Annotated in this window: 21 protein-coding genes and 4 pseudogenes; 15 read left to right on the top strand and 10 right to left on the bottom strand. The window is 38.0% G+C overall.

Going from position 1 to position 26,094, the window contains the following annotated elements:
- Position 1: 1 nt before the first annotated feature.
- From WG932_RS15015 to WG932_RS14975, 9 genes and pseudogenes are all read left to right on the top strand, one after another.
- Positions 2-289, top strand: coding sequence for a hypothetical protein (locus tag WG932_RS15015; RefSeq protein ID WP_014018889.1), 288 nt, complete (start codon positions 2-4; stop codon positions 287-289).
- Between the two features lies 1 nt (position 290).
- Positions 291-575 carry a cell division protein ZapA gene (locus WG932_RS15010; protein WP_014018888.1) on the top strand — a complete coding sequence of 95 codons (285 nt, stop codon included), beginning with the start codon at positions 291-293 and terminating at the stop codon, positions 573-575.
- 71 nt (positions 576-646) lie between these two features.
- Positions 647-2,212, top strand: a complete 1,566-nt coding sequence (rny, locus tag WG932_RS15005; RefSeq protein WP_149393957.1) for a ribonuclease Y — start codon at positions 647-649, stop codon at positions 2,210-2,212.
- 652 nt (positions 2,213-2,864) lie between these two features.
- Positions 2,865-5,963, top strand: a pseudogene (locus WG932_RS15000) (efflux RND transporter permease subunit).
- A gap of 262 nt (positions 5,964-6,225) precedes the next feature.
- The gene (locus WG932_RS14995; RefSeq protein ID WP_483088495.1) at positions 6,226-6,600 is read left to right on the top strand and encodes a hypothetical protein; all 375 of its coding nucleotides are present in this window, start codon (positions 6,226-6,228) and stop codon (positions 6,598-6,600) included.
- 14 nt (positions 6,601-6,614) lie between these two features.
- Positions 6,615-7,322: a hypothetical protein gene (locus WG932_RS14990; RefSeq protein ID WP_483088494.1), complete on the top strand. Its 708-nt coding sequence runs from the start codon at positions 6,615-6,617 to the stop codon at positions 7,320-7,322.
- A gap of 544 nt (positions 7,323-7,866) precedes the next feature.
- On the top strand, positions 7,867-8,223 hold the full coding sequence (locus tag WG932_RS14985) for a hypothetical protein (protein ID WP_483088493.1): 357 nt from the start codon (positions 7,867-7,869) through the stop codon (positions 8,221-8,223).
- A complete protein-coding gene (locus WG932_RS14980) occupies positions 8,220-8,444 on the top strand; it encodes a hypothetical protein (protein ID WP_483088492.1) in 225 nt (74 codons plus the stop codon). The genes WG932_RS14985 and WG932_RS14980 overlap by 4 nt, the downstream gene beginning before the upstream one ends.
- 202 nt (positions 8,445-8,646) lie before the next feature.
- Positions 8,647-9,216 (top strand): helix-turn-helix domain-containing protein, encoded by a 570-nt coding sequence (locus WG932_RS14975; RefSeq protein ID WP_483088491.1) that lies wholly within the window; start codon positions 8,647-8,649, stop codon positions 9,214-9,216.
- Here the strand turns inward: WG932_RS14975 and WG932_RS14970 are convergent.
- Positions 9,208-9,801: a porin family protein gene (locus tag WG932_RS14970; RefSeq protein WP_149393953.1), complete on the bottom strand. Its 594-nt coding sequence runs from the start codon at positions 9,799-9,801 to the stop codon at positions 9,208-9,210. The genes WG932_RS14975 and WG932_RS14970 overlap by 9 nt on opposite strands.
- Positions 9,802-10,099: 298 nt before the next feature.
- On the opposite strand from WG932_RS14970, the gene WG932_RS14965 reads away from it, so the two are divergent.
- Both WG932_RS14965 and WG932_RS14960 read left to right on the top strand, forming a co-directional pair.
- Positions 10,100-11,176, top strand: coding sequence for a ParM/StbA family protein (locus WG932_RS14965; protein WP_317192280.1), 1,077 nt, complete (start codon positions 10,100-10,102; stop codon positions 11,174-11,176).
- Between the two features lie 4 nt (positions 11,177-11,180).
- The gene (locus WG932_RS14960) at positions 11,181-11,741 is read left to right on the top strand and encodes a bactofilin family protein (protein WP_149393952.1); all 561 of its coding nucleotides are present in this window, start codon (positions 11,181-11,183) and stop codon (positions 11,739-11,741) included.
- A gap of 183 nt (positions 11,742-11,924) precedes the next feature.
- Here the strand turns inward: WG932_RS14960 and WG932_RS14955 are convergent, their stop codons facing one another.
- From WG932_RS14955 to WG932_RS14915, 9 genes and pseudogenes are all read right to left on the bottom strand, one after another.
- Complete coding sequence (locus WG932_RS14955; protein ID WP_149393951.1) at positions 11,925-13,316, bottom strand: sodium-dependent transporter; 1,392 nt, start codon at positions 13,314-13,316, stop codon at positions 11,925-11,927.
- A 41-nt stretch (positions 13,317-13,357) separates the two neighbouring features.
- The gene (locus WG932_RS14950) at positions 13,358-14,305 is read right to left on the bottom strand and encodes an SDR family oxidoreductase (protein WP_483088490.1); all 948 of its coding nucleotides are present in this window, start codon (positions 14,303-14,305) and stop codon (positions 13,358-13,360) included.
- A complete protein-coding gene (locus tag WG932_RS14945; protein ID WP_014018877.1) occupies positions 14,280-15,131 on the bottom strand; it encodes a peptidylprolyl isomerase in 852 nt (283 codons plus the stop codon). The genes WG932_RS14950 and WG932_RS14945 overlap by 26 nt, the downstream gene beginning before the upstream one ends.
- On the bottom strand, positions 15,124-16,062 hold the full coding sequence (gene hemC / locus WG932_RS14940; protein WP_149393949.1) for a hydroxymethylbilane synthase: 939 nt from the start codon (positions 16,060-16,062) through the stop codon (positions 15,124-15,126). The genes WG932_RS14945 and hemC overlap by 8 nt, the downstream gene beginning before the upstream one ends.
- 19 nt (positions 16,063-16,081) lie before the next feature.
- Positions 16,082-16,968 (bottom strand): annotated as a pseudogene (gene rimK, locus WG932_RS14935) (30S ribosomal protein S6--L-glutamate ligase).
- Complete coding sequence (locus WG932_RS14930) at positions 16,965-17,393, bottom strand: ATP-dependent zinc protease family protein (RefSeq protein WP_149393948.1); 429 nt, start codon at positions 17,391-17,393, stop codon at positions 16,965-16,967. The pseudogene rimK and the gene WG932_RS14930 overlap by 4 nt, the downstream one beginning before the upstream one ends.
- Positions 17,394-17,661: 268 nt before the next feature.
- Positions 17,662-18,570, bottom strand: coding sequence for a DNA polymerase III subunit (locus WG932_RS14925; RefSeq protein ID WP_483088489.1), 909 nt, complete (start codon positions 18,568-18,570; stop codon positions 17,662-17,664).
- Between the two features lie 10 nt (positions 18,571-18,580).
- A complete protein-coding gene (locus WG932_RS14920; RefSeq protein ID WP_483088488.1) occupies positions 18,581-19,786 on the bottom strand; it encodes a putative sugar nucleotidyl transferase in 1,206 nt (401 codons plus the stop codon).
- A 72-nt stretch (positions 19,787-19,858) separates the two neighbouring features.
- A complete protein-coding gene (locus tag WG932_RS14915) occupies positions 19,859-20,104 on the bottom strand; it encodes a type B 50S ribosomal protein L31 (RefSeq protein WP_014018871.1) in 246 nt (81 codons plus the stop codon).
- Between the two features lie 282 nt (positions 20,105-20,386).
- On the opposite strand from WG932_RS14915, the gene WG932_RS14910 reads away from it, so the two are divergent.
- The 4 genes and pseudogenes from WG932_RS14910 (at position 20,387) to WG932_RS14895 (ending at position 26,050) form a co-directional block, all read left to right on the top strand.
- Entirely contained in the window at positions 20,387-21,898 is a 1,512-nt protein-coding gene (locus WG932_RS14910) for a hypothetical protein (protein WP_483088487.1), read from the top strand.
- 346 nt (positions 21,899-22,244) lie between these two features.
- Positions 22,245-24,076: pseudogene (locus WG932_RS14905) on the top strand (ABC transporter ATP-binding protein).
- 33 nt (positions 24,077-24,109) lie between these two features.
- Positions 24,110-24,463 carry a DUF485 domain-containing protein gene (locus WG932_RS14900; RefSeq protein WP_014018867.1) on the top strand — a complete coding sequence of 118 codons (354 nt, stop codon included), beginning with the start codon at positions 24,110-24,112 and terminating at the stop codon, positions 24,461-24,463.
- A gap of 49 nt (positions 24,464-24,512) precedes the next feature.
- A pseudogene (locus WG932_RS14895) lies at positions 24,513-26,050 on the top strand (YifB family Mg chelatase-like AAA ATPase).
- The last annotated feature ends 44 nt before the right edge of the window (positions 26,051-26,094 follow it).

Below are 26,094 nucleotides of genomic sequence, written 5' to 3'. Positions count from 1 at the left end.
TATGAAGGTTTACGAGGAGCTTCAGCGGTTAGAGAGCCTGGCAGAACAGGTAGAAAATAAAGTAAAATTACTTGAACAGGAAAATACTGCCCTCAAAAATCAACTTTTGGTCTATCAAAAGAGACTTTCTGATCAGGAAGAAGCACTCGAAGATTTTAAAAATCAAATTAAAATTAGTAAAATTGTAAGAAACATACCGGTAGAAAATAAAGCATCTGCTGAATTGAGGGGGAGAATTGATGACTATATAAAAGAAATCGATAAAATTATTACTTACCTGTCTGAATAATATGGATACACTTTCGATACGAATAAAAATAGGGGATAGAGAATACCCAATGAAAGTGAAAACCGATGAGGAAGCCAGAATCAGACGGGTGGGTAAATTAATTAACGATAAAATAAAAAAGTACAGAGAGGAATTTGGACTGGAGGATCGTCAGGACTTGCTGGCAATGGTGGCTTTCGATTGCATGGTAGAGTTCCTGGAAATTAAGGAAGACCATACAGAAGGTAGCGAGCAGGTAAAGCAGGTACTCCAACATGTCAATAAAAACCTTGAGTCATTGCTTTGATTCTTTTTAGTCTCTATAGCCCAAACAAGGCAGTTACCTATTCTATCCGGTAGATAAACTCAAATATATCTATGGGAATTTCAATATACATTATTATATCCGGCGCAATTGGCGTTTTGATCGGGGGACTCCTGGCAGGATTATTTATTAAAAATAACAGTAAGAAAATTGAAGAAGAGGCTCGGGAAAGAGCCAAAAGTCTTATCCGAGAAGCTGAGATTACAGCAGAAGGGACTAAAAAAGATAAAATTCTTGAAGCCAAAGAAAAATACCTGAAGCTAAAATCCGATTTTGAGGAAGAAGTTGGTAAGAAAAAGAATATCCTTATCACCAATGAAAATAAGCTCAAGCAGCGTGAGCAGATCCTTTCTAAGGAAATGGAACATGTTAAACGCAAAGAAGCGGAATTGGATAGTAAAAAGGAAAATCTTAACGCTCAACTTCATGCCGTACAAATTCGAAAAGATGAACTTGACAAGGTAACACACCAAAGGATTACCGACCTTGAAAAAGTAGCTTTGCTTACCAGAGAAGAAGCCAGAGAGCAATTGATTGAAATGCTTAAAGATGAAGCAGCAACCAAGGCATCTTCACATATCAAAGATATTTTAGATCAAGCGAAGCTTAGTGCGACCAAGCAGGCAAAGAAAATTGTCTTGGATACCATTCAGAGAACAGCTACTGAGCATGCCATTGAAAATTGCGTGTCTGTCTTCAATATCGAGAGTGATGATGTCAAAGGTAAAATTATTGGTAGAGAAGGACGGAATATTCGGGCATTGGAAGCTGCCACCGGAGTGGAGATTGTGGTAGATGATACCCCTGAAGCCATAATTATTTCAGGTTTTGACCCGGTTAGAAGAGAGATCGCCAGATTGGCTCTCCATAGATTGGTGCAGGATGGACGTATTCACCCTGCCCGAATAGAGGAGGTAGTGGCTAAGACCGAAAAGAATATCGATGAGGAGATTATTGAAATAGGGGAGAGGACTTGCATTGATCTTGGCATCCATGGCTTGCACCCTGAACTTATAAAGATGGTTGGAAGAATGCGTTTCCGTTCTTCCTATGGACAAAACTTGTTACAACATTCCAGAGAAGTTGCAAAACTTTGTGCGACGATGGCTGCCGAGATGGGTTTCAATGCCAAGTTGGCTAAGAGAGCAGGTTTACTTCATGATATTGGTAAAGTGTATCCCGAAGAAGCAGAATTGCCACATGCAATCCTTGGTATGGAGCTGGCCAAAAAACACAAGGAGCATCCTGAGGTTATCAATGCCATAGGTGCTCACCATGATGAAATCGAAATGACTTCTATGTTGTCCCCAATTGTACAGGCCTGTGATGCCATTTCCGGATCACGCCCCGGTGCCCGTAGGGAAATCATGGATAGCTATATTAAAAGACTTAAAGACTTAGAAGATTTGGCCTTAAGTTTTGAAGGTGTTAATAAATGCTTTGCCATGCAGGCAGGTAGAGAGTTGCGGGTATTGGTAGATGCAGACAATGTAAATGACAATACCGCTGGTAATTTGTCTTTTGAAATATCTCAAAAGATAGAAAAAGAAATGCAATATCCCGGACAGATTAAAATTACTGTTATTAGGGAGATGAGATCAGTGAATTATGCCAAATAATGGCACTTGACTGAATACCAAGATTGTGATTTAAAAGGCAATTGTTCGCTATGAATAATTGCCTTTTTTCATTAGGACTTACCAATAATTGCAGGTATTAAGCCAATTATACAATGAATCTTCTCTTACTTTCAATATTCCTTCATAATCAGTCAATACGATGCTGTTTAATGCCATCACTCTGTCTCTAGAATGACTGATTTTTGTGAGATTTCACCTCTTACTAAGTGCATTTTGGCGTAATTCGGGTTTAAGTGTGATTCTCATGACCAAGCAGGCTTTAAACCTAACTATTTTCCTTACAATGGTGGTGACAAAGGTGACGCTTGTCTTCTGAGTGCTTAGCATTTATAGCTTTTACTTTTAATAATGGGCTAATATTTTTGATTTTGAAATTATTTCTTTAGGTTTAATAGAATAAGCCTTTGTGGATTTTATAGAGCAATTGCTAAAAAGGTTGCTTAGGGATTTGGCAGGTCAATTTAATGTTTGATTTAAATTCCATGGTGGGTATTTTTTAATGATGAAAAAATGGTTACCTGCAATGGTAAAGTGGTAAGAAATTGTTGTATTGAATTTCCATAAAAATAATTAATACTGAGTGTTAGAAAAAATGAGATTATTAAATAGGTACTTTATATAGAAGTTTGAAATGACACCTTTTCGATTAGTAATCATATTTTTTGTTGCTTCAATTATTGGGATTGCCTTAATCCCGGAATTATCTGTGGACTTAAATCCTCCGGAAAAAGAGCCTGTATTGAATATAAGCTATACCGTAAACAATGCCTCTCCGGAAATGGTTGAAAAGCTAGCTACATCGCCATTGGAAGGGGCTTTAACCCAACTTTCTGAACTCAAAAAAACTACTTCCACTTCTAATTACAATAATGGTAATATCCAGTTGCGTTTTGACAAACGAACGGATATGGAGTATAAGAAGTTTGAAGTGGCAGCTTTGATTCGGCAAGTTTACCCATCACTTGATCCCAAGGTCAGCTACCCAAATGTAACCCAATCGTCTCAGAGAAGTATTCAGAGAAAAAACCGGTATTGACCTACAGTATCAATGGACCATTTGCTTCATTTGAAATTAAGAAAATAGCAGAAGATGTATTGGTTACAGCGCTTAATGAAGTTGAGGAGATTGAAACAATAGAAATAAGAGGAGCCAATGATCTATACCTTTATGTGGTGTATGACATTCAAAAATTGCAGGCTTTGAAGTTTTCAAGGGCTACTTTAGAAAATAAGATAAGAAATGCTTTTGGACGAACCTATCCAGGCTTGGCCATGAATGTTTCAGGGAGGTCTATGTTTATGGAAATCGATCGATCCATTACAGATAAAGAGGCATTGGAAAATCTTTTACTGGGGAGGGTAGAGGGGAAGGCCATTTACCTGAAAGATGTGGCAACATTGACGCTAGAAGAGTCGGCACCTCGAAGCTTTTACAGGATCAATGGCAATAACTCTGTAAACCTAACCATTACAAATAGGGATGGTGTCAACAAGGTGTTACTTGCCCAAAAGATAAAGGAAATAATGAAGGCCTCAGAGGTTAACCTTCCTGAGGGATTTGATGTAAGGCTGGAGTTTGATGACACTTCTTTTTTAGATAAAGAGCTCAACAAGATTTACAAGCGCTCAGGATTATCAATTTTGATTTTGGTGATTTTTATTTTCTTAATCAACAGGAATGTCAAATATCTAATTACTCTTTTTTAGGAATAATTGTTAATGTAAGTTTAACGGTGATTATTCTTTATTTACTAAAAGTGAATATTCACATGTATTCCTTGGCAGGGCTTACCATTTCCTTTGGGTTGATTGTGGACAATGCGATCATTATGATTGATCATTTGCACAAGCACAAAAATAGGAAAGTGTTTTTAGCTTTACTGGCTGCCTCATTGACCACAATTGTGGCTTTATTGATGGTTTTTCTATTACCTGAAGACGATAGGAGAAATCTTGGAGAGTTTTCAGTTGTTGTTGCTGTTATGCTTGGGGTTTCATTATTGGTGGCATTGCTTTTTACCCCTGCCATGTACGATTTGCTATTTGGAGAAAAACAAAAATCAGCTAAGAGGCTTACCATTAGTCAGATGAGGAGAAGGGTGGTGGCTTTTTCCAGATTCCAACAATTGATTGGGTTTACAGCAAGGTTTAGAAAAACTTTTATTCTACTGCTTGTTTTATTGTTTGGATTGCCGGTGTTTTATCTTCCCGCCACTTGGGAGGGGCAAGAGTGGTACAACAAGACTGTGGGAAATAGTTTTTACCAAGAGGAGATAAGGCCTTACATAGACAAGTCACTAGGAGGTTCTTTTAGAATGTTTGTTCGCGGTGTATTTGAAAAATCATCCTACCGAGAAGCAGAAAGAACGAGACTGTACGTAAATGCTTCTCTTCCTTTTGGAAATACCTTGGAGCAAATGAATTTCATCATCAAGGAGTTTGAAGTATTTCTTAAAGGTGTGGAGGGTGTAGATAAATTTGTGACCACGGTAAGTTCGGGTCAAAATGCCCGGATAGAGATTACTTTCAAAGAGGCGCATGAAACTTCTGCATTACCTTATAGGCTTAAAGGTAAGTTGGCCATGAAATCTACCGATTGGAGTGGTGTGCGTTGGGGTATTTATGGGGTTGGTCAGGGTTTTTCAACCGGACCGGGAGGGAGGGGATTCCTTCCTTTAGAGCAGAAATGAGGGGTTACAATTATGCGGAATTAGAAAAGCAAGCAGAAGTTTTGGCTGAGAAATTATTGGCACACCGCAGAATTCAAGAAGTGAATACCAATGAGCGCCGAAATTATTATGACAAAAAGACTGAGGAATATGTGTTAAGGTTTGATCAGCAAAGGTTGGCCATGGCTGGAGCAAACCAATATGAAGTGGTTACGGCGCTCAATGACTTGTCCCAACATGAGCAACCCTCCCTGTATTTGGAGCTTGACAATGAAAAATTCGGAGTTGTTGTTAAGGAGAAAAATTCTGATCGGTTTTCAAAATTTGACCTTGAAAGTAGCAGTTTAATTTCCAGTGAAAATAAGATTTTTAAAGTGTCTGGTTTCGGCTCTTTGACCAAGGAGAGTACCACCAATGCTTTGCACAAAGAGGATAGACAATACATTAGATTGGTCTCATTTGATTACATGGGCTCAGCAAAATTTGGTGGAGAATACTTAGATGAAGTAATTGAAGAAATGAAAGCTTCTATGCCTATTGGCTATTCGGTTAGTAGGCAATCTTACAATTGGAATTGGAACCAAGCCAAAAGACAATACAGTTTGTTGTTGGTATTAATTGTTGGTATTTTCTTCATTTGTTCCATTCTCTTTGAGAATTTTAAACAACCTTTGTATATAATTTTTATTATACCCATATCTTTTATTGGGCTGTTTCTAATTTTCTCTCTGTTCGACTTTTATTTTGACCAAGGAGGCTATGCAGCTTTTGTTATGCTGGGAGGCTTGGCAGTAAATGCAGCCATATTTATAGTCAATGATCTTAATAACCGTAGTAAAGGCAGTTATAATCGAAACGTCCTTAAAGCTGTAGGAGGCAAAGCCACACCTATTTTGTTGACTGTTCTCTCTACTTGTTTCGGTTTGATACCATTTGTAATGGAAGGCCAGGGTGAGATTTTTTGGTTTTCATTGGCCATAGGGACTATTGGTGGCTTGGTGTTTAGCATGGTGGGCGTATTCTTGGCTTTGCCTGTGTTTTTATGGAAGAAAAGTATTTAAAGGAAGCTAATCGCTCCAAATTAGTTAGAATTTCACTTTTTCACGTTATACCTCTAACTGTTTATCGTTATACTTATATAGTAGATATTATTCTCATTTGAAATTACTGAGTTCACTGAGTATTTCAGGGGGAGGCTACTGATAAAAATTTAAACCCATGCGATCACAAATGATGAATTTCCGCAATTGCTTAGTCTCGATTTTAATCTTATTTAGTTGTTCTTCTGAAAACAAAGAAGAAGAACAAGGTCCAGAGCATAAAATGAAGTTTGAATTAGTGGACAGTGTTGTGGTGGACGTTCTAGAACCCCTGGTTATTGATGATCAACAGTTAGTGGGGGAGACGTTTTTAATGAGGGGGCAAAAAAGTAGAAACCCTTATTTGGTAACTAAAAATGGTGAAGTAATTAAAGCTTACGATTTATTAAATGACAGCCCCAATGGAATTGGGTTCAATGGTGGTTTTGGTTACAATTTTTTGGGGGAAGACAAGTGGGTTGGATTGTCACAAGCTTTTTTTAAGAATTACCATATTTATAACCTTGAAGGTGTTAAAGAAAAGACCTTGGATACGATAGATCTAGGTATGTTTAAAGTGACTTTTACATTTTATCAATCCTTTTTAGGGGATTTATAAAAGATGGAGAAGAAATGCTTTTTGGGATTGAGAGCAATTTATTTGATCCAAATTCTTTGTCCAAAGAGAACAAAAACGAACCTATGTATTATGATTCGGTGAAAACAATTTACTCCTATAGGGTAAGAGATCAATTTCTCAGGCAGTTTAATTCCTTTCCTGAAACTTGGGAGCCAAGAAAAGAAAGGAAATATGTAGGTAGTTCAGAACCATTCATCGCTTACCATAGAAGCAAGCACCTGATGGCTGTGCTCCCTAAAGTGAGTAATCAATTGTTTATTTATGATTTTTCCGGAGAAGAACCTGTTCTACTACATGAGGTAAATCTTTCGCATAAATATAGGCCTAAGGTAAATCCGGAAATTGCTAAAGAAGAAGAGTATACTTCTTCTTATCCTCGTTTCACAGAGCTTAGGTTTGTTGGAGAAAGGATTTTAGCGGAGTTTAAAACCAGGATTCCTGAAGATATTTTAAAACGATTGATGACACAATCTTCGAGAGTTGATGATTTACCGGAGTACCTAGAGGCCAAAAGGAACTTTGTAAAGACCTATTATCTGGTGATTGAGGGTGGCAAACAAGTAGGGGTAGTAGAGGGCCTGCCTGTTCCCGGTGAACTTGATTTTACTACAGAATCAGGTAAAATTTATGTAAACGACAATAGAAATCCCAAGGAGGAAAGGGGATATAATGTGTTTTTTCAGTTAAAATTTAAAAAGTAGGCTGAAAAAACAACCTGATATTTTAAAAATTCTGTTAAAAATGGTTTTACCGGTGTAAAAAATAATTAAAAAAAATTAAATTTTGTTTTTTAATAAAATTTTGGTTGAAATCATGCCTTCTACCTCATAGTATGGCTTTGTTTTTAGATTTTATGAAATTTATAAATACATAATATTTTAAGTTTTTGTTATGTATAAGTTAATCATTGTATATTTTTATTGAAATATTTGCAATCTATTAATTGCTCAATTACATTTGTGTCATACTTACGTAAGTCATAAACATAGAAAAAACAAAAGGAGTCAAAAGAAGGGTAAAATATTTTAGCTCAGTCCATTTAGCGTACAAATAGCAAAATACTACCGGCCCAGGGCTGTAGTGGTATCCCGAAACTGATGCTTAGATAAGGATAGCCTTCCGGAGATTTTCGATTGCAATTTCTAGCTCAATTACCTGCCCAAAGTAATTAGCCTCAAAAAAGAAATGTTAGGAAGTTCCTGGCAGAGGTTTTTAAAGTTAAGATACCTTTAAAAATTTACGATCATGAGATTAATTATTGCAACAATTCTCGCTTTTACAATAACGTCATCAGTGTTTGCTACCGCGCCTGTTGAGAATCCAATTGTCACCCTTGAAAAAGTAGGGGATAATAAATTTCAATTGAAATACATGGAAATTCCTGAGGGAAAGGTGACCGTTGCTATTAAAGATAAGTCGAATAGAATTATCTTCAGGGATGTAATCGAAGCTGAAAAAGTTTTTTACAAAAATTACAACCTCAATAAACTTGATATTGGCAAGTACCAATTAGAAGTTTTTAATGGAAAAGATGGAAAATTGTCTGGTTTCGATATTGTTTTAGGAGACCAAAAAGAAGAGAAAACTTTTATGCCAAAATGATGGAGGTCGATGACAAAACATTGGCACTTACCATGAGCAATTTGAATGGTAAAGAAAAGACACTTGAAATTTATGACAATGGAAGTTTGATCCATGAAGAAGCCATCACAGGCTTGACTTTCGGAAAGAAATTTAAATTCACTAACCTTGAGTCTTTGAAAAACATTGATATTAAGATCGTTGAAGGAAACGGAGTAGGTAAATACATCTTCGCGAATTAATAAAAAATTACTAACCACTAACTATCCCAAAGAGGCTGATATATCAGCCTCTTTTTTTATTTAGGACTACTAATATTTATTAGTAGTCTTTTTGATTAGGGGAAAAGCAATTATTGAATGAGTTTTAGGACATTTAATACTTTTGAAATTTATTAGGGCGAAGAATTGTTGTAAAGGAATGGTTACAATTCCGATTACAAATATGGTTTGTCCTAGGTGTATTATGGCTGTGGAGGCAGTGTTAAATGATATGGGTGTTACTTATAGCCAGGTAAAGCTTGGTGCGGTACTGCTTCCAGAAGGATTTTCACCGGATCGATTGAAGCAATTTGAAAATAGGCTTTCTGAACTGGGCTTTTCCATAGCAAAAAGTAGGGATATGGTTTGGGTCGAAACAGTTAAATTTACCCTAATTCAACTTTTTGATAATGAATCTTTAGAATTGAATGTCCCTTTATCCATTTTACTTTCAGAGAAAGTTAATGCTGATTATAGCCGATTAAGCCAGTTGTTCAGTAATTCTCAGGGAAAAACAATAGAACAATATTTTATCGATTTAAAGATAGAAAAAGCAAAAGAGTGGCTTAGTTTGGAGTTGTATAACATAAGTCAGATAGCTTGGAAACTCGGCTATGGCAGTGTTCAATATTTCTCAGCTCAATTCAAGAAAGTAACCGGGCAAACACCAAGTGAATATAAGAAGTCTTCGAAAAAAGACCGCAAATCGTTGGATAGTTTGGGCAGCAATAAAGCCGACAATTTTTTAGAATAAGCGAATGCCGAGTGACAGCATCAGTTGGTTTTGCCGCTGGTCGGTAGGAAAGCCTACATAGGATTCTCCCAGTTTACCCAGCGCTCCTTCATATTTGAAGTCTATGATCAAATTGGCGAGATCTAGCCCTAAGCCTGCTTGATAGGCAATGGTAGCTTTGTTGTATTCCGGGTTTGCGGTGGTAGAGGCAGTAGAGCTTAAGTCACTATCAAGAATAAAGGCAAGGGTAGGGCCTGCTTGCACCCTAAAGAAATTGGCAATTTTAAAACCAGCCATAATAGGCACATCGATTTTATCAAATTGCGCCGTATAACTAACGGTGCTGTTGCCTTGGGTACTTTTAAATTCTCCACCCGTATTGGTGTAAAGGACCTCAGGTTGAATAAAGATATGGTTTCCTCCAAGTCGTGCAAATAGTCCGGCATGGTAACCCAATTTGTCATTAGTAGTACTGAATGTAGTGCCGTTAACTGAAATATTTCCTTGGGAGACACCGATTTTAGGGCCTATGGAAAACTCCTGAGCGTAAAGTGTAGAAATGGTCAGAATTTGGGTCAAGAAGAAGATTATTGACATCCGTCTCATATGGTCTATGATTTGGTTGAATAACAAATCTAATGAAATTCAGACGGTAAACGTAAATCTATGCTTATAGGCTGATAAAAAAATTAACTTTGTGAGAAAATCTTCATTTTTCAACCTTTTACAAAAAAATGGACATAAACTTCAAGAACTAGCTTGTTATTTCGCTAAGGTTCCTTTAATTTGTCTTTAAAGATAAGGTTTGATGAATGTATCCTTTTATCTAACTAAAACACTTGGAATATTAATGTGTTTTTAAAATGGATAATTGGCATAGCCTTTGGATAATGAGTTTGTTTTAATTGAAAAAATAAGGATAACTGTTTTAAAAAGGATAAAAATAATTTCCATGATAGAAGTAATAAAGTACCCAAGTGTATTGGAAAGTAGTAATCTTGAACTTAGAAATGTAGCGAGAGATTTAGTTTCAGGGCTTAAAATATATCACGATAATATAGGTTATTTGGTTGGGGATTTGGCTTTATCCGAAGGAACATCTCCTCATAGAAATATTAACAGTTCGCCTGATGAAAATGACTATAGGATCTTTTTAAAAGCAGGCTTATTATTAGCCTCTCAAAAACTGGGTAGTCCTATTACTGTTACAACAGGTTTTCCTTTTTCGACTTTTCAGGTGTTTAAAGAAAATGCTTACAGATTATTAGAAAATGAGCATATAATTGAATACGATACTCAAACTTTTGGTGGTGGCGGTAAGAAAAAGATGGCGGTTGAAGTTGACAGAGTGGCTGTTATTCCTGAGGTTGTTGGATGTAGTATGGCAGTAAGACAGCTTTACAGTGATGCGCCCAAAAACTTTTTCATGATCAGTTTGGGGTATGGTACCATGGAAGCCATTTTGAGTACAGAAGGTGGTTTGGTTCAAAGGTCAAGTGTTTCTACTTTTGGCTTAAGGTACGCCATCAACCTTATTACCCGTGAGTTGCAAAAAGACAACTATTTAGATCTAAAAACAGAACATCAAATAGACCAATATTTTAGTGAAGGCTCAATAATCCTAAACAGAAAGCGTTTAGACTTAAAGGAATTGAGGAAACAAGTAATAGAGCAGTACTATAACGATGTAATTTCCCCTTCCCTCAGAAAGGCCTTTTCTGATAGCGATTTCGCAAAATCTGCAGACATATACCTAGCCGGAGGCGGGGCCAATTACAGTGAACTTGTCGATTTATTTAAAGCTGAGTTTGATGGGTTGTTAAATGTGCATGTTCCTGAATCCCCTGAGCAGATGGCATCTATAGGGTATTGTTTCAATAGTTTGGCTATAAATGCCGGTGCCAAAGACAAAGCAGTAGGTCTTGATTTAGGGAATAGTTCCACGATATTAACTACTTTTAAACAAGAAAAAGGAGAATGATAATATGAAATTTGGATCCAACAAGCAACAGAATAAAGAAGCCAATGTAGGTAAAGTGACTGTCCTTTCAATGGGATTTGAACTTACAGGTGATATTATTTCCAAAAGCGACATCAGAGCAGATGGAATACTCGTAGGCAGTATTCGAACAGATAAGAAAGTGGTGGTTGGAGAAAAAGCTTCCATTACCGGAGATATCATTGCTGAAGAAATAAGTATCAACGGAGAGGTAGTGGGAGACCTATACATCAAAGGGGATACAACCATTTATTCAAATGCCAAGGTGTCTGGAAATATCACTACCAGCTCTATTCATATTCACAAAGGTGCCCAAATCAATAGCGGTGTACAGGTGGTGGATGCAAAAGAAGTAGAAGAAGCTTCCAAATCCAGCAAAATAAATTCAGTGAGCAGAGAAGAGCTTTACTCAATGCTTGACGAAAAGGCTGAAAAGAAAAAAGAAGTGCCTGTAAAACCAATTGCAAAAACCCAAGTGAGAACCTATACTGATACTTCTTCCTCAGGGATAGAAGATAGTAATAAAGACCTGCCTAGAACCTGGTAAAATTTCAACAAAAGAAAAACAAAAAAAGGCAATCAGAACGATTGCCTTTTTTTGTTTTGAAAATAATTATCTGGGTTGATCTTATAGCGAATGGTAAGTCAGTCTATCAACTTGGTAATCATTTGTGCTATTGAATGGGTTAAACCACCTTTAATTTCTTGTATGCTTTAGGATGGTGTTTAGTTATCCGCCGCTTCCCGGTTCTCCAAACACACCTACCATATTGAGTATTACCAATATGATGACAATGGGACAAACCCACCTGATAAAAAATATCCAAGCCTTTTGAGGAAGTCCTTCAAAAGAAGTTGTACCCAAAGCAAGTTCAGCAGCAAAAGTTTTAATGTTTTTCACCCAGCCTGAGTAGAGACTTAACATCAAGCAGATGATCACAATGGCCAATGTTCCAAAGAAGAAGTCCATAAGGTCAAAAAAGCCTACTATGTCTCTACCGAAGAAACTAATGTGCATGACATTAAAAAAATTTCCTTTGACCGCTGTTAATGAGGATGGGATACTTAAAAACATGGCACCAATTCCTAAAGTCCAAGCCGCTCTTTTTCGGGACCACTTTCTTTCATCAATAAAGTAAGCAACAGGTACCTCCAACATGGATATACTAGAAGTCAATGCAGCTACCAATAAAAGCAAGAAAAACATACCACCAATGATATTACCAAATGGTTCGATCTGGTCGAAAACCCTTGGTAGTACATTGAAGACCAGTGCAGGGCCTTCATCAGGGCTAACCCCGGGCAATAAAGCAAATAAGGCAGGGAATATCATTAGACCTCCCATCAGGGCTACCGTACTGTCCATTCCCGCAATCCAAGCAGAGGATTTGATGATGTTATTGTCTTTTGGCAGGTAAGAACCGAAAGTAATCATTAATCCCCAGCCTACGGATAAGCTAAAAAATGCTTGGCCAAGTGCGGATAATATCACCTTTCCATTTATTTTACTGAAATCCGGAGATAAGTAATACTCAATTCCTTTTGCTGCACCCGGTAATGTTACTGCCCTTGCTGCAATGAGAATAATAATGATAAATAAAAGAGGCATCAAAAACTTTGCAGCTTTTTCTATACCACCGGATATGCCACCCAGAACCACAATTACGGTCATAAGAATGAATAACATGCAAAGTGGGATAACATAATGAGGGGTTTGAATAAATACCTCAAAGTCAATGGGTATGTTGATAAGTTCAGTGAAGATATAGCCTATGGTCCATCCTGCGATTACAGAATAATAACTGAGAACGGCAAAGCAAACTACCACACATAAAACGCCGGAGGATTGCCAGAATCTACTTCCACCTGTTTCCTTAATCGCACCCACAGGGTTCTTACCGGATTTTCTCCCCAATGCTACCTCGTTTAGAAGCAATGGTAATCCCACCAAAAGCACACATATTAAATAGACAAAGACGAATGCCCCTCCACCATTTTGGCCTGTGATATAAGGAAATCTCCATATGTTACCTAGTCCAACTGCCGATCCGCCTGCAGCCATGATAAAACCAAATGAAGAGCCCCATTGTCCTCGAGAGGGCGTTTTACTAGATTTTTGCATATTGTTGGGTGAGTTGAATGGATTTCAAAATAAAAAAATATTTATATTTTATAATTAGCTAATTTAATTTGTTTTGCCATAATTTCAATCCCTTCTTCAAAAGTTTTGGGCTTGAAATTCAGAATATTTTTAGCCTTGGATATATCAAGGCCTGTTCTCAAAGGCCTGCTGGCCACCTGTGAAAAAACACTTGAGTCAGTTTTCTTAATTCCTTTTGGGTCCAATTCAAAAAATTTGACGGTGAGCATGGCCATATCGTAGGGGCTAAGTAGCTCATCACCGGAAATATTATAGATTCCGGTTGCATTCTTTTCTACAATAAGTAAGCAGCCCTTTGCCAGGTCCTCTGCCAAGGTGGGGGTTCTGAATTGGTCATCTACCAAGCTAAGTTCCTTATTCTGTTCGAGGCCTTTTTTAACCCATAGTACGATATTCGAGCGAGACATGTCGTGTGCAATACCATACACTAAATTGGTTCTGACAATGGTCCAATTGTGCTTGTATTTTTGAATGGCAATTTCTGTTTCAATTTTGGTTTTACCGTAATAGTTGAGTGGATTTGGTTTAGCCAGCTCATCATAAGGGCCATTTTTTCCATCAAAAATAAAATCTGTAGATATAAATATAAGATGAGACTTGACCAGCTCACATCCTTTCATGATGTTTAAAGTGGCCGTTACATTTTGTTCAAAGCAAGTGTGGCGGTTTACTTCACACCTGTCCACGTCTGTCATTGAGGCGGCGTGAATAACGTATTGGGGAGCATAAGCTTTGAAGATAGCCAATACCTCTGAGGGTTTGGTGATGTCCATCTCTTCATATACGTAACCTCTCCATTCGGTGGGAAGGCGACAGCTTCCTCTTCCTGTAGCTATGGCTTCATATTTACCTTCAATAAGTATTTCTTTTATGATTTTCTGCCCTAATAAGCCATTCGCTCCGGTAATTAGTATTTTCGGTTTTTTACTTTTGAGGATATTGATATCCATATTCTTTTGCTATTTTCTTTTTTGAGATATATTCGACATTTACTTTCATGTAAACTGGTGTAATAGGTAAATCATTACTCCCTGTCTCCAAAGAAGCAATTTCATCCAGAACATCAATACCTTTAATTACCTTACCAAATACCGTATAAGTATCATCCAAATGTGGGGTGCCTCCCACTGTGGTATAGGCTTGAACTTGATTTTTTCTTTTGTCCAATCCCAAATTTAAGTTAAAAAATTTTTCCAACACTACTTTATTGGAAAGCATTAATGAATTAATACTGTCATATTCTCCTTTTTTGTATAATTCTGCATATTTTTCTCTCAGCTCTAAATTGGTCTCAAGTTGAAGGTATTGAGCGAAAGCTTGTTGTAGTTTCCTTAAATCCGTCGTCAATTCAGGTTCTTCATATACTTTTCCCTCTACTATATAGAACTGGCATCCACTGGATCTCATTTCAGGATTGATTTGATTCCCTTGTCTGGCTGCTGCTATGCTACCCTTCTCATGAATCAAGTCTTCGTTAAATTCCGCCGGCAGGGTATACCAGTCTTCTTGGTCCAGGTTTTCTTTATTAAAGACATCACCGCCTTGAATCATAAAATCTTCAATGATTCTATAAAAGGTGGTGGAGTCGTATCTTCCGGCTTCAGCTAGGGCTATGAAATTTTCCTTGTGTACCGGAGTTTCATCGTACAATATGGCATACATTTTACCATATTCTGTGTCAATCGTGATGAGATAGTCTTTTTCACTAGCGCAGGAAGCTACTGATATAATTGTCAAAATTCCTGCAATCATTCTTAATATTGAAATCTTAGCCATTTAGTCTTTGCTTAATTTCCTTTAAAAGTAGGTCTCCTCCTTGAGATTTGATGTCCTCAGCTAGTTTCTTGCCTAGTAAACTTGCTTCCGCTTCTGTACCACTATGGGAAGAAAAGAGTCTTTCTTTGCCATCAATTTGCATGAGTCCTCCTTCAAGAATTAATCGATCCCCTTCCCAATGGGCAAGGGCAAAAGCCGGAATACTACAACCTCCTTCTAGGACACTTAAAAAACTCCTTTCTGCTGTGAGGCAAGCCGCCGATTTGGGGTGATTGATAGCAGCTTTTAAAAGTTTTTTCAGATCAGGATCCATGCCTGAATGAATTTCTACCCCTATACTGCCCTGACCTACTGCCGGAATAAATTCTGAAAGGGGCAATTCTTTTTTGATCAGCTGGTCGTAACCCATTCTGTGTACACCTGCATAGGCCAATAGCAAGCCGTCACAAAGGCCATTTTCCATTTTGCTGACCCTTGTTTGGAGGTTGCCTCTAACATCCACGGTTTTGATATGCGGGTAAAAATATTTTAGGGTTGCCACCCTTCTTGTAGCGGAGGTGCCCAAGACTATAGGTTTGCTAGGGTCGTTTAGATCAGGGAAATCATCTTTATGACTGATGATGATATCATTTACTTTTTCTCTTTCGGTAAAAGCTATAGTTTCAAATCCTTCAGGTAAACGTGAAGGCAGATCTTTTGCACTGTGTACTGCAATGTCAATTTCACCAACTGCTAATTTGGTCTCTAGTTCTTCTGTGAAAACACCTTTGCTGCCGATTTTTGAAATGGAAACATCCAGCACTTTATCTCCTTTGGTTTCTATTGTAACGATGGTGGTATTGATGCCACTCTTGTTCAATAAATCTGCAACATAATTGGCCTGGTACAAAGCCAATTTACTTCCTCTAGTACCTATTCTAATTGATTTCATTACGAATCCGATTTCCTTTTTATTTGTTTTTTTGAACAGCACTTTCTATAAATGACACGATATTTCCGGCGATGTCCAAACCTGTGGCTTTTTCTATACCTTCTAGGCCGGGAGAACTATTAACCTCTAAAATCAAAGGTCCTCTGTCTGACTGTAAAAGGTCTACTCCGGCAACAGATAGGCCCAAGGCCTTAGCGGCATTTAGCGCAGCGGATTTTTCTGCCCGCGAAAGTTTGATCACCTCAGCTTTCCCTCCTCGATGAAGGTTAGAACGAAACTCTCCCTCAGCACCTTGCCTTTTCATGGCTCCAACCACTTTGTTGTTCACAACAAATGCCCGAATGTCTGCGCCTTTGGCTTCTTTTATAAATTCTTGTACGATGATACGCGCTTTTAGCCCGTGAAATGCCTCAATTACAGATTGACCAGCTTTTCTAGTTTCAGCTAAAACCACACCCAAACCTTGAGTACCTTCCAGTAACTTGATGATTAATGGGGCACCGCCTACCATTTCCACAATTTGCTTTTCTCCCCTTTTGAGAAATTAGTGAATGCTGTCTTTGGCATGCCTAAACCTTCTCGTGAAAGAATCTGCAATGACCTTAATTTATCTCTGCTGCGTACAATTGCCTGAGAAGCTACCACAGAAAACACGTCCATCAGTTCAAATTGTCTGACTACTGCAGTCCCATAAAAAGTGACTGAGGCTCCTATTCGTGGGATAATCGCATCAATTCCGGTGAGCTTTTCTCCTTTATATATAATGTGTGGGCCTTTTTGTTCAATTACCAAGTCACAAGCAGAATGATCGATGACCAAGGCTTCATGGTTGGCCTCCTGAATGGCTTGTATGAGCCTTCTAGTAGAGTACAATTGTGGGTTTCGAGATAATACGGCTATTTTCATTCTGCTTTTGTAAGGTTTACCTTTTCAACATCTACTAAAAATCTCCCTGCAAGTATTTTTCGACCTAATAACACGTTGTTTTTCATTTTGCCCCGATCAGAAAGCGTAAAACCGGCCTTGAACTGTTGCCCTCCAAGTGTCATCATCGTTTTGATTAAAAAACGCTTTTCAATTTGGCCAAAGGAGTTTTTTACCTTTTTTATTTTGTAGTTATTAATGTTAATTGTTTTTCCGGTATACCTTTCGTCTTCAGGATCCAAAAGAATTACCTCCAGCTCTTTCCTATTATCTTTAAGCACCTCTTTCACGGAAGTGGCATGAATAGAACAATTGTAGGCCCCGGTATCAATTTTTGCGTTGATTGCAATAATATTCCATTCAGGTAGGTCGATTTTTTCTTTCCTTCCGATAATCGTTTTTTCCATGACTCAAAGTTAAGCTTTACTTGAACAATAGTCATGCTGGAAGCGTAATTATTGCATCAGGCTGCTTTAATTATTCGCGCCAAATTAAACCCTAAATCCAAAAATAAAATTTTAGGGTTCACATTTCTTTCTATGTGGTAATGCGCTTCGTTTAAGGCTGTGTATATTTTGGTCAATTTTTCCTCGTTTAGGACGGAATTGCTGAATTTGATAATAAATTCTCTATCCTCATCAGTTGTACGCATTAACTCTGCTAGCTGGGCTTTATTTAATAAAGACTCCTAATTACATTGATCCCTGTTAATAATAAAGATCGTTGTCCTTCCTTTGAAAATCTTGTGATTTGTTCTGAAAAATTCACTAACTCCTGAATTTTAACAGAATAACAGTCCCTTAGCCAATCTCTGAAAATCATTGTGTTTTTGTCTTCAGTATTTTGGGATAGCAGCATGGCTTCTCTCATGTTTCCATCTGCAAGAGGCGCAATTTGTTGCGCAGCTACCGCAGTTGCCAAACAGCTTTCAACGAGGTAGTCCTGAATTTCATTGTCTGTAAAATTCCTTACGTGAACCTTTTGTGTTCGTGAAAGTATGGTTGTCAACAGACTTTCCGGCTGCTGAGTAATCATAAGGAAAAGCGTTTTTTCCGGAGGCTCCTCTAAAACCTTTAGGAGTGCATTGGCTGCAGCAACATGCATGGTTTCCGGAGACCAAATAAGCATCATTTTATATCCGCCCTCAAAAGATTTTAAAGAGAGTGTTTTAACAATCTGCTTGGCTGCTCCTTTCGTGATACTTAATGGTTTATTGATTGCCAAATGATAATTCCAATCCTGAAGGTTTCCATAAGGGGTTTTTAGTACAAAGTTTCTCCAAGAGGAAAGAAGATCAGTAGTTTCTTCATCATCCTTTTTCCCCGCTGCAGGGAGAGGCATAGCAAAATTTAAATCAGGATGAACCAATTTTCCCATTTTGACACAGGAAGGGCATTTTCCACAGGCATCATCGGCACCTGGATTGGCACAATTAATATAGGTAGCCATAGCCAAAACCAAAGGTAAACTTGGACTCCCTTCTTTTCCATGAAACAATAGCGCATGGGCCAGGTGGTCATTTTGAATGGCATTGATAAGCTTGACTTTCGTTTCCTCAAGCCCTGGTATGGATGAAAAAAGCATGTTTTTTAGTTTAAAATTCTTTGTCCCAAATACGATAAGGCCTGGTTATCTCAAATACTTTTTGTAATATAGCTCTTTCATTTTCATCAAACTCTTTGCCCTTTAAAGCCATTACTTTTTGAGCCGTTTCTTCAAATTTCATAAGCTTGAATGTACTAAAACCTACAGAACCACCACCCCATGCAAATGAGGAAACAAATTTTCTTGGAAAGCCCTCACCAAATACATTTGACCCAACCCCAATTACCGTACCTGTGTTTAGGGTCGTCCCTATGCCTAGCTTGGTGTGATCAGCTACCATCGATCCGCAAAACTGTAAGCCGGTATCACCATACCCGCCTTTGGTATAATCCCAAACTTTAACAGGCATTAAATTATTTTTCATGTTGGAGACCACAGTGTTAGCACCAAAATTGCACCATTCTCCTACCACACTGTTTCCAATGTAACCATCATGTGATTTATTGCTATGGCCAAAAAAAACGGTATTGGAAACTTCTCCACCGACTTTACAATAAGGGCCTACCGTAGTGTTTTCACGGATTTTAGCTCCCATACTTAATATGGCACCCTCACATAAGGCAAATGGCCCTCTTATCATGGAGCCTTCAGATACTTCAGTGTTTTTGCCAATATAAATTGGCCCATTGGTGGCATTTAAAATTGCAGCTCGCACTTTAGCTCCCTTTTCAATAAATATACTGGGCTCATTGTACATGTGAGTATGTGGGTCGTCTGTTCCCCAAGAAACCCTCCGTTTGCTTATTAGACTGAAATCTTTTTTTATTTCATCCCCATTCCATAGGAAAATCTGCCAGTTTCTGCTAAGTAACCTTATGTTCTCCTCAAATTCAACGCTCTTTTTTGTTGGTAAGTGGTCGTTGTGGAAATCTTCAGGTTTATCAAAAAATGTAGCCAATAAAGTATCGTTCTGCCAAAGAGCCTCATTTTCATTGAGGGCATTGATCGCGTCCAAAAGGGCTTCATCAGGACATAAAGCCCCGTTAATATAAAGCGCCTTTTGGTTTAAAGGGGGGTATTTCGCTTGTAAATAATTTTGAGTCACAAAACCCAAGTCTTTGGCGTGTAGTGAGTTTTGCCATTTTTCACTGATTTTAAAAATGCCTATTCTTATTTCGGCAATAGGGCGGGTAAATGTAAAAGGCAAAAGGTTGCCTCTACTCTTGGGGTCATCAAATAAAACGATATGGTCCATATTACAAAAATAAAAAAGTCTACCAGAATTATGCTTCCGGTAGACTTTATCTCAAAGAATAATATGAAAAACTTACTTTTTCTTATATCTTCTATTAAATTTCTCTACTCTACCAGCAGTATCCAAAAGCATTTTCTTACCGGTATAGAAAGGGTGAGATGCAGAGCTAACCTCTACCTTTACCAATGGGTAATCCTCGCCATTTTCCCAAGTAATGGTATCATTTGTTTCAATGGTAGACTTGGTGATGAACTTATAATCACTAGAAGTGTCTAAGAAAACTACTTCTCTGTAATTTGGATGGATTTCTTTTTTCATTGTATAAACTATTATTTTTTTCTTCTTCAAATTGAGGCACAAATTTACCCCTTTTTATAATTTTCTCCAAAACATTCCCTTTCAAATATAAAATACTTCGCTAATTTTATACCATAAACGGCCAATTCAGTCAATAGGCTAGTTTTCAGTAAAATCTAAAATATGATTTTTTATCCCCAATGCTGTTAATTCAGTGTAAATTAAAGTTTTTATGAAGTACTTTTTTCTTTTTTATTGTTCACAGGCTCCTTGGTCTCGGAGGTTTTGGCGCAAAGTCCGTATTTGCCGTTTAATAGGGATTACTATTCTCTTTTAGAAAGGTACGAAATAAAAAATGGAGCTTTCAACGGTTCTTTCCATACGGGTAGCAAACCTTACAGAAGGGACGAGGTGGTGCAGTACCTCGAGGAATACAAAAAAACGGCTGGCTACTTGAACAAAAAAGATGAGTTTAACCTCAATTATTTATTGCAAGATAACTGGGAGTATGCCACTGATTCATTGGCGCTTTCTAAGCGTTCCATAGGTAAGTATATTTATAAAAGACCTTCAGATTTTTACGGTTATAAGAGTGAAGATTTTGATGTGCACTTAAATCCTGTCTTGTATTTACAAGGAGGGGCAGAACTCGATAATGATCAGATGCCTTTTCGAAATACAAGAGGTCTGGCCTTACATGGAAGTATTGATGACAAAATAGGGTTTTATACCATGCTGGCGACCACGGACTTGATGTTTCCTTCCTGGGTAAATGAATATGTAGGGAATCATGGGGCCATTCCGGGGCAAGGTTTTTGGAAACGATATGGTGACGGGGGCTATAGTTTCTTCTCGGCACGGGGCCACATTACCTTTTCAGCCACAAAACATGTAAACATTCAAATGGGGCATGATAGCCATTTTATTGGAGAGGGCTTAAGGTCTTTTATATTATCTGATTTTTCAAACCCCTTTGTGTTTGTAAAAGTCAATACCAAGATAGGAAAGGTAGATTTCACCAATTTATGGGGGCAAATGACAGCGGATATTATCACTTCTAGAGGTGTTCCTACAGATGGAAGGTATCCCCAAAAGTGGTTTTCTTTCCACAGGTTAGGGGTTAATTTGGGGAGGCGATTTAATCTAGGAGTATTTGAATCGGTGATGGCTGATAAAGCAAACTGGAATTATTTCAACCCCTTGATTTTTTATCGATGGGTAGAGCACCAATTAGGAACGCCAGATAAGATTATGCTCGGAACAGACATGAAATGGAATTTGGGCAAGGGGATGCAACTTTATGGACAATTTGTTCTTGATGAATTTGTTTTCGATGAGTTTTTTCACGTTACAGAAAGTGGTTCCAGTAGAAACAAACATGGAGTTCAGTTAGGATATAAATACATTGATGTAGCTGGCATAGATAACCTTGACTTTCAGTTGGAATATAATCAAGCCAGACCCTTTACTTTTCAAGAAAAATTTGACTATCAGTCTTATACCAATTACAGAATACCACTTACCCACCCGAGAGGAGCCAATTTTAGAGAGCTTTTGGCAGTAATTACCTATCAACCTTTGCGAAAATTGATGCTTCGTGGGACAATGATGTATCAAATGTATGGTGCAGACCCCACGGAAGAAGATAACTATGGTGGAGACATCTTAAAAAATAGAACCCAAACAAGTACAAGCCTATATGGTAACTATATTGGGCAAGGGCAAAAAATAAGGTCAGTATGGCAACTTTGCATTTGCAATACATGTTACGGCACAATTTATTCGTCGATTTATCTCAGACAATGCGGCATGTAAATACCGAAGGAGGAATAAATTCAAAAACCTCTTACGGCCAATTAGCATTGCGTTTAAATATCTCAAGATTTGACCAACAATTTTGATTGCCTGGTATTAATTACCAATCCTTCCATCTAAAAATTGGTAAATTGCGCCATTATTGTTCCATTTTGGAAACTTTAATTTAGCTTGGCTACGTTTAAAGTTTCCAAAATGGGTGTGCATTTTAGTTTTGAAATGAATTGAATGTTCCAAAATAGTATTGCTTATTTTCTTTAGGGCAGAGATTACCTTTAGATACCGTGGTATTAGAATTTCCTCCTTCCTATTCACCATTGATTACAATTTGTATTAAAAGTACTATATGAAAACTTACTTAAGAATCTTGGCCTATGCGCGACCTTACCGAAGGTATTTGCCTGTGTATATTGCCTATGCGTTATTGGCTATAGTTTTTGGTTTGCTAAATTTCACCCTTTTAAAACCACTTTTTGATGTGATATTTGAACAAGTGGGGAAAGAGGAATTACAAGTGTATGCCAACAAACCTGAATTCTCTTTAAGTGTTAATTATTTTATGCATTTATTCAACTACTATTTCCTGCAAATTGCCAATATGTATGGGAGGTTTGGGACTTTGGTATATGTGTGTATAATTATTGTGATATCGGTGTTTTTAAGCAATTTATTTGCCTATTTGTCAGGAGTAGTTTTGGCCAAAGTGCGGGCTGATATTATTCAAGGAATGCGTGTCCATATTTTCACATCGGTAAGTAATATGCATTTAGGGTATTTTTCTGATGAAAGAAAAGGTGATTTGATCAGTAAAATGACCAATGATATCCAGGAGGTTGAGAATAGTATTGTTCAGTCCTTAAGGGTGATTTTTAAAGAGCCTGTAACAGTTATTCTTTATTTTGCTGTCTTGTTTTTCATGTCCTATCAGTTGACGCTGTTCACGATATTACTCATTCCGGTTTCAGGAGCGATCATAGGATATATTACCAAAAAGTTAAAGAAGAAAGCGGAGCAAAGTCAAGAGTCTTTGGGAAGAATCGTGAATATATTGGATGAAACCATAGGAGGAATGAGGGTTGTCAAGGCCTTTGGAGCAAGAAGTTTTGTTCAAAATAAATTTGAGGCAGAAACAGATTATTATGCTAGGGTAAATGTTTCTATGGCAAGGAAAAATGAGCTTGCCTCACCCGTCAGCCAATTTTTAGGAGTTTCGGTAGTTGCCGGTATTTTATTATACGGAGGTAATTTGGTTTTGAACAATACTTCCGCATTAAGTGCCAGTGAGTTTATTGCCTATATCATTTTATTTACTCAAGTACTTAATCCTGCTAAAGAAATTTCTAGAGCGCTAAGTAGTATACAACGAGGACTGGCTTCTGCAAGAAGAATATTCGCAGTGGTTGACACCAAACCTAGGATTGAAAATGTAGTTTCCCCGCAAGCTTTAAAAGGATTTTCACAGGCTGTAGTATTTAAGAATGTGGGCTTTGCCTATCAGGAAAACGCTGTTTTGAATGGTGTTAATTTTAAGTTAGAGAAAGGTCGCACCATAGCTTTGGTAGGTCCTTCAGGTGGAGGAAAGTCTACCTTGGCAGATTTATTGCCAAGGTTTTATGATCCAAGTCAAGGAGTAATAACCATAGATGGAATTGACCTCAGAAATTGTAGCATAGCAGACCTTAGGGGGTTGATGGGAATTGTTACACAAGAGTCTATTCTTTTCAATGATACAGTATTCAATAATATAGCCTTCGGAATGGAGGGGTTTCTTTGGAGAGAGTTCAGGAAGCTGCCAAAATTGCCAATGCTCATGAATTTATAATGGAGCTTGAGCAAGGTTATGAAACCAATATAGGTGAACGAGGAGGTAAATTATCAGGTGGACAAAGGCAACGCATAAGTATTGCTAGGGCTGTATTAAAAAATCCTGAAATTTTAATTTTAGATGAAGCTACATCTGCTCTTGATTCTGCCTCTGAGAAATTAGTTCAGGAAGCTTTGTCTAATTTAATGAAAAACCGTACTTCTTTGGTGATTGCACATCGTCTGAGTACCATTCAGCATGCTGATGAAATTTTGGTTATTGAAGGTGGAAGTATAGTGGAAAGAGGAACTCATGATGAGTTGATCCAAAAAGGAGGATTGTATAATAAACTTTCCCAAATGCAGTCTGTTTAGTATATTGTGTAAACAAACCCATATAAAAGCATTATGAAAAAAGTCAACAGTATATTTCAGTTATTAACAGCTTTGTTTTTCGGTATAGGATTGGTTTATTTTCTCACCTATGAGAAAATGTGGGGAGGAACGCCATTGACAGGAGAAGTTGTTTCATGGTTGTTGGCCGGATTGGTGATTTATTTGATTACTTGGGGAACCAGTTGGGGATATGTAAGTAGTCTAAACAGCCGCATAAAAAAGATAGAGTTAGAGAAAAAGGATCTGAAAGCTTTGGTCTTTGACCTGGAAAGGGGAGGGAAAGTTAATCCGGTCGAAAGGAAAACGGAAGTGAGTAAGGATGATACAGAATCATCTGTTATCAAACCAAGAGAAAATTTCAAATAAATTTGTCTAAAAACTTGGTATGGATAATTACACAGAATAAAAAATAAGGATGGTAGCAAAAACTTTTGGTAGTGCAGTTTCAGGGGTAGATGCCAAGTTGATCACCATTGAAGTAAATGTAGGTCAAGGGACCAGTTTTTTTATGGTGGGTCTCCCTGACAGTGCTGTAAAAGAGAGTCAACAACGTGTAGAATCAGCGCTTAAATACTATGGTTACAGGATGCCTAGACAAAAAGTTGTAATCAATTTGGCTCCTGCAGATATCAAAAAGGAAGGTTCATCCTATGATCTTCCCATTGCCATTGGGATAATGCAAGCATCTGAACAAGTGTTTTTTCCGGAATTAGAGCAGTATGTGATTATGGGAGAGCTTGCCCTTGATGGGAAGCTTAGAAGAATCAAAGGAGTGCTCCCGATAGCAATAGAGGCAAGGAAAAGAGGTTACAAAGGCTTTATCCTACCTAAAGAAAATGCACAGGAAGCATCTATTGTGAATAATCTTGACGTAATTCCTGTGGAAACACTCCAAGAAGCGATTCATTTTTTGGAGGGGAAAGAAACAATACCTCCTTTGGTTACCGATACCAGAAATCTCTTTTATGATTCTATAGAAGAAAGTGATTTTGATTTTGCTGATGTTCAAGGGCAGGAAAATATCAAGCGTGCGATGGAAATAGCCGCTGCAGGCGGGCACAATGTGATCATGATAGGCCCTCCCGGGGCGGGAAAAACCATGCTTGCCAAGAGGCTGCCTTCCATATTGCCACCCATGAGTTTACAAGAAGCATTGGAAACGACTAAAATTCATTCGGTAGCCGGTAAGTTGGGAGCCAGTTCTTCTTTAATCGCTCAAAGGCCATTTCGCTCTCCCCACCATACCATTAGTGATGTAGCTTTGGTTGGGGGTGGGGGAATCCTCAACCTGGTGAAATATCCCTTTCCCATAACGGAGTTTTGTTTTTAGATGAATTGCCTGAATTCAAAAGGACTGTTTTGGAAGTGATGCGGCAACCTCTTGAGGAACGCAGGGTGACCATTTCCAGAGCAAGAGTTACCGTGGATTTTCCTGCGAATTTCATGTTAATCGCCAGCATGAATCCTTGCCCATGTGGGTTTTATAATCACCCTGACAAAGAGTGTGTTTGTGGTCCCGGGGTAGTTCAAAAATACCTCAATAGAGTTAGTGGTCCCTTGTTGGATAGGATAGACCTTCATGTGGAGGTGACTCCCATAAATTTCGAGGAAATGACCTCAGATAGAAAATCAGAGACCAGTAAATCCATTAGGGAGCGGGTGTCCGGTGCTAGAGCTTTTCAACAAGCACGGTTTGAGAAGAATCCTGAAGTCCATTGCAATGCCATGATGCCATCTCACATGGTGAAAGAGGTGGTAAAGATTAATCAAGCCGGTAAAACTTTATTGAAAACGGCCATGGATCGGCTTGGACTATCTGCCCGGGCATACGATCGGATTTTAAAAGTCTCTAGAACAATTGCAGATCTTTCAGGGACTGAGGATATAAAAGCGGAACATCTGGCAGAAGCCATACAATACAGGAGTTCAGATAGAGATGGTTGGGCGGGATGATGCTTTAGGGAATGTGAAGTTGCTTTGCCCATCCAAGTCAAATA

It is taken from the genome of Cyclobacterium sp. SOCE241 (assembly GCF_056867545.1).
Note: the sequence above shows the minus strand (reverse complement) of the source record. Positions and strands in the feature narration are given on the sequence as shown.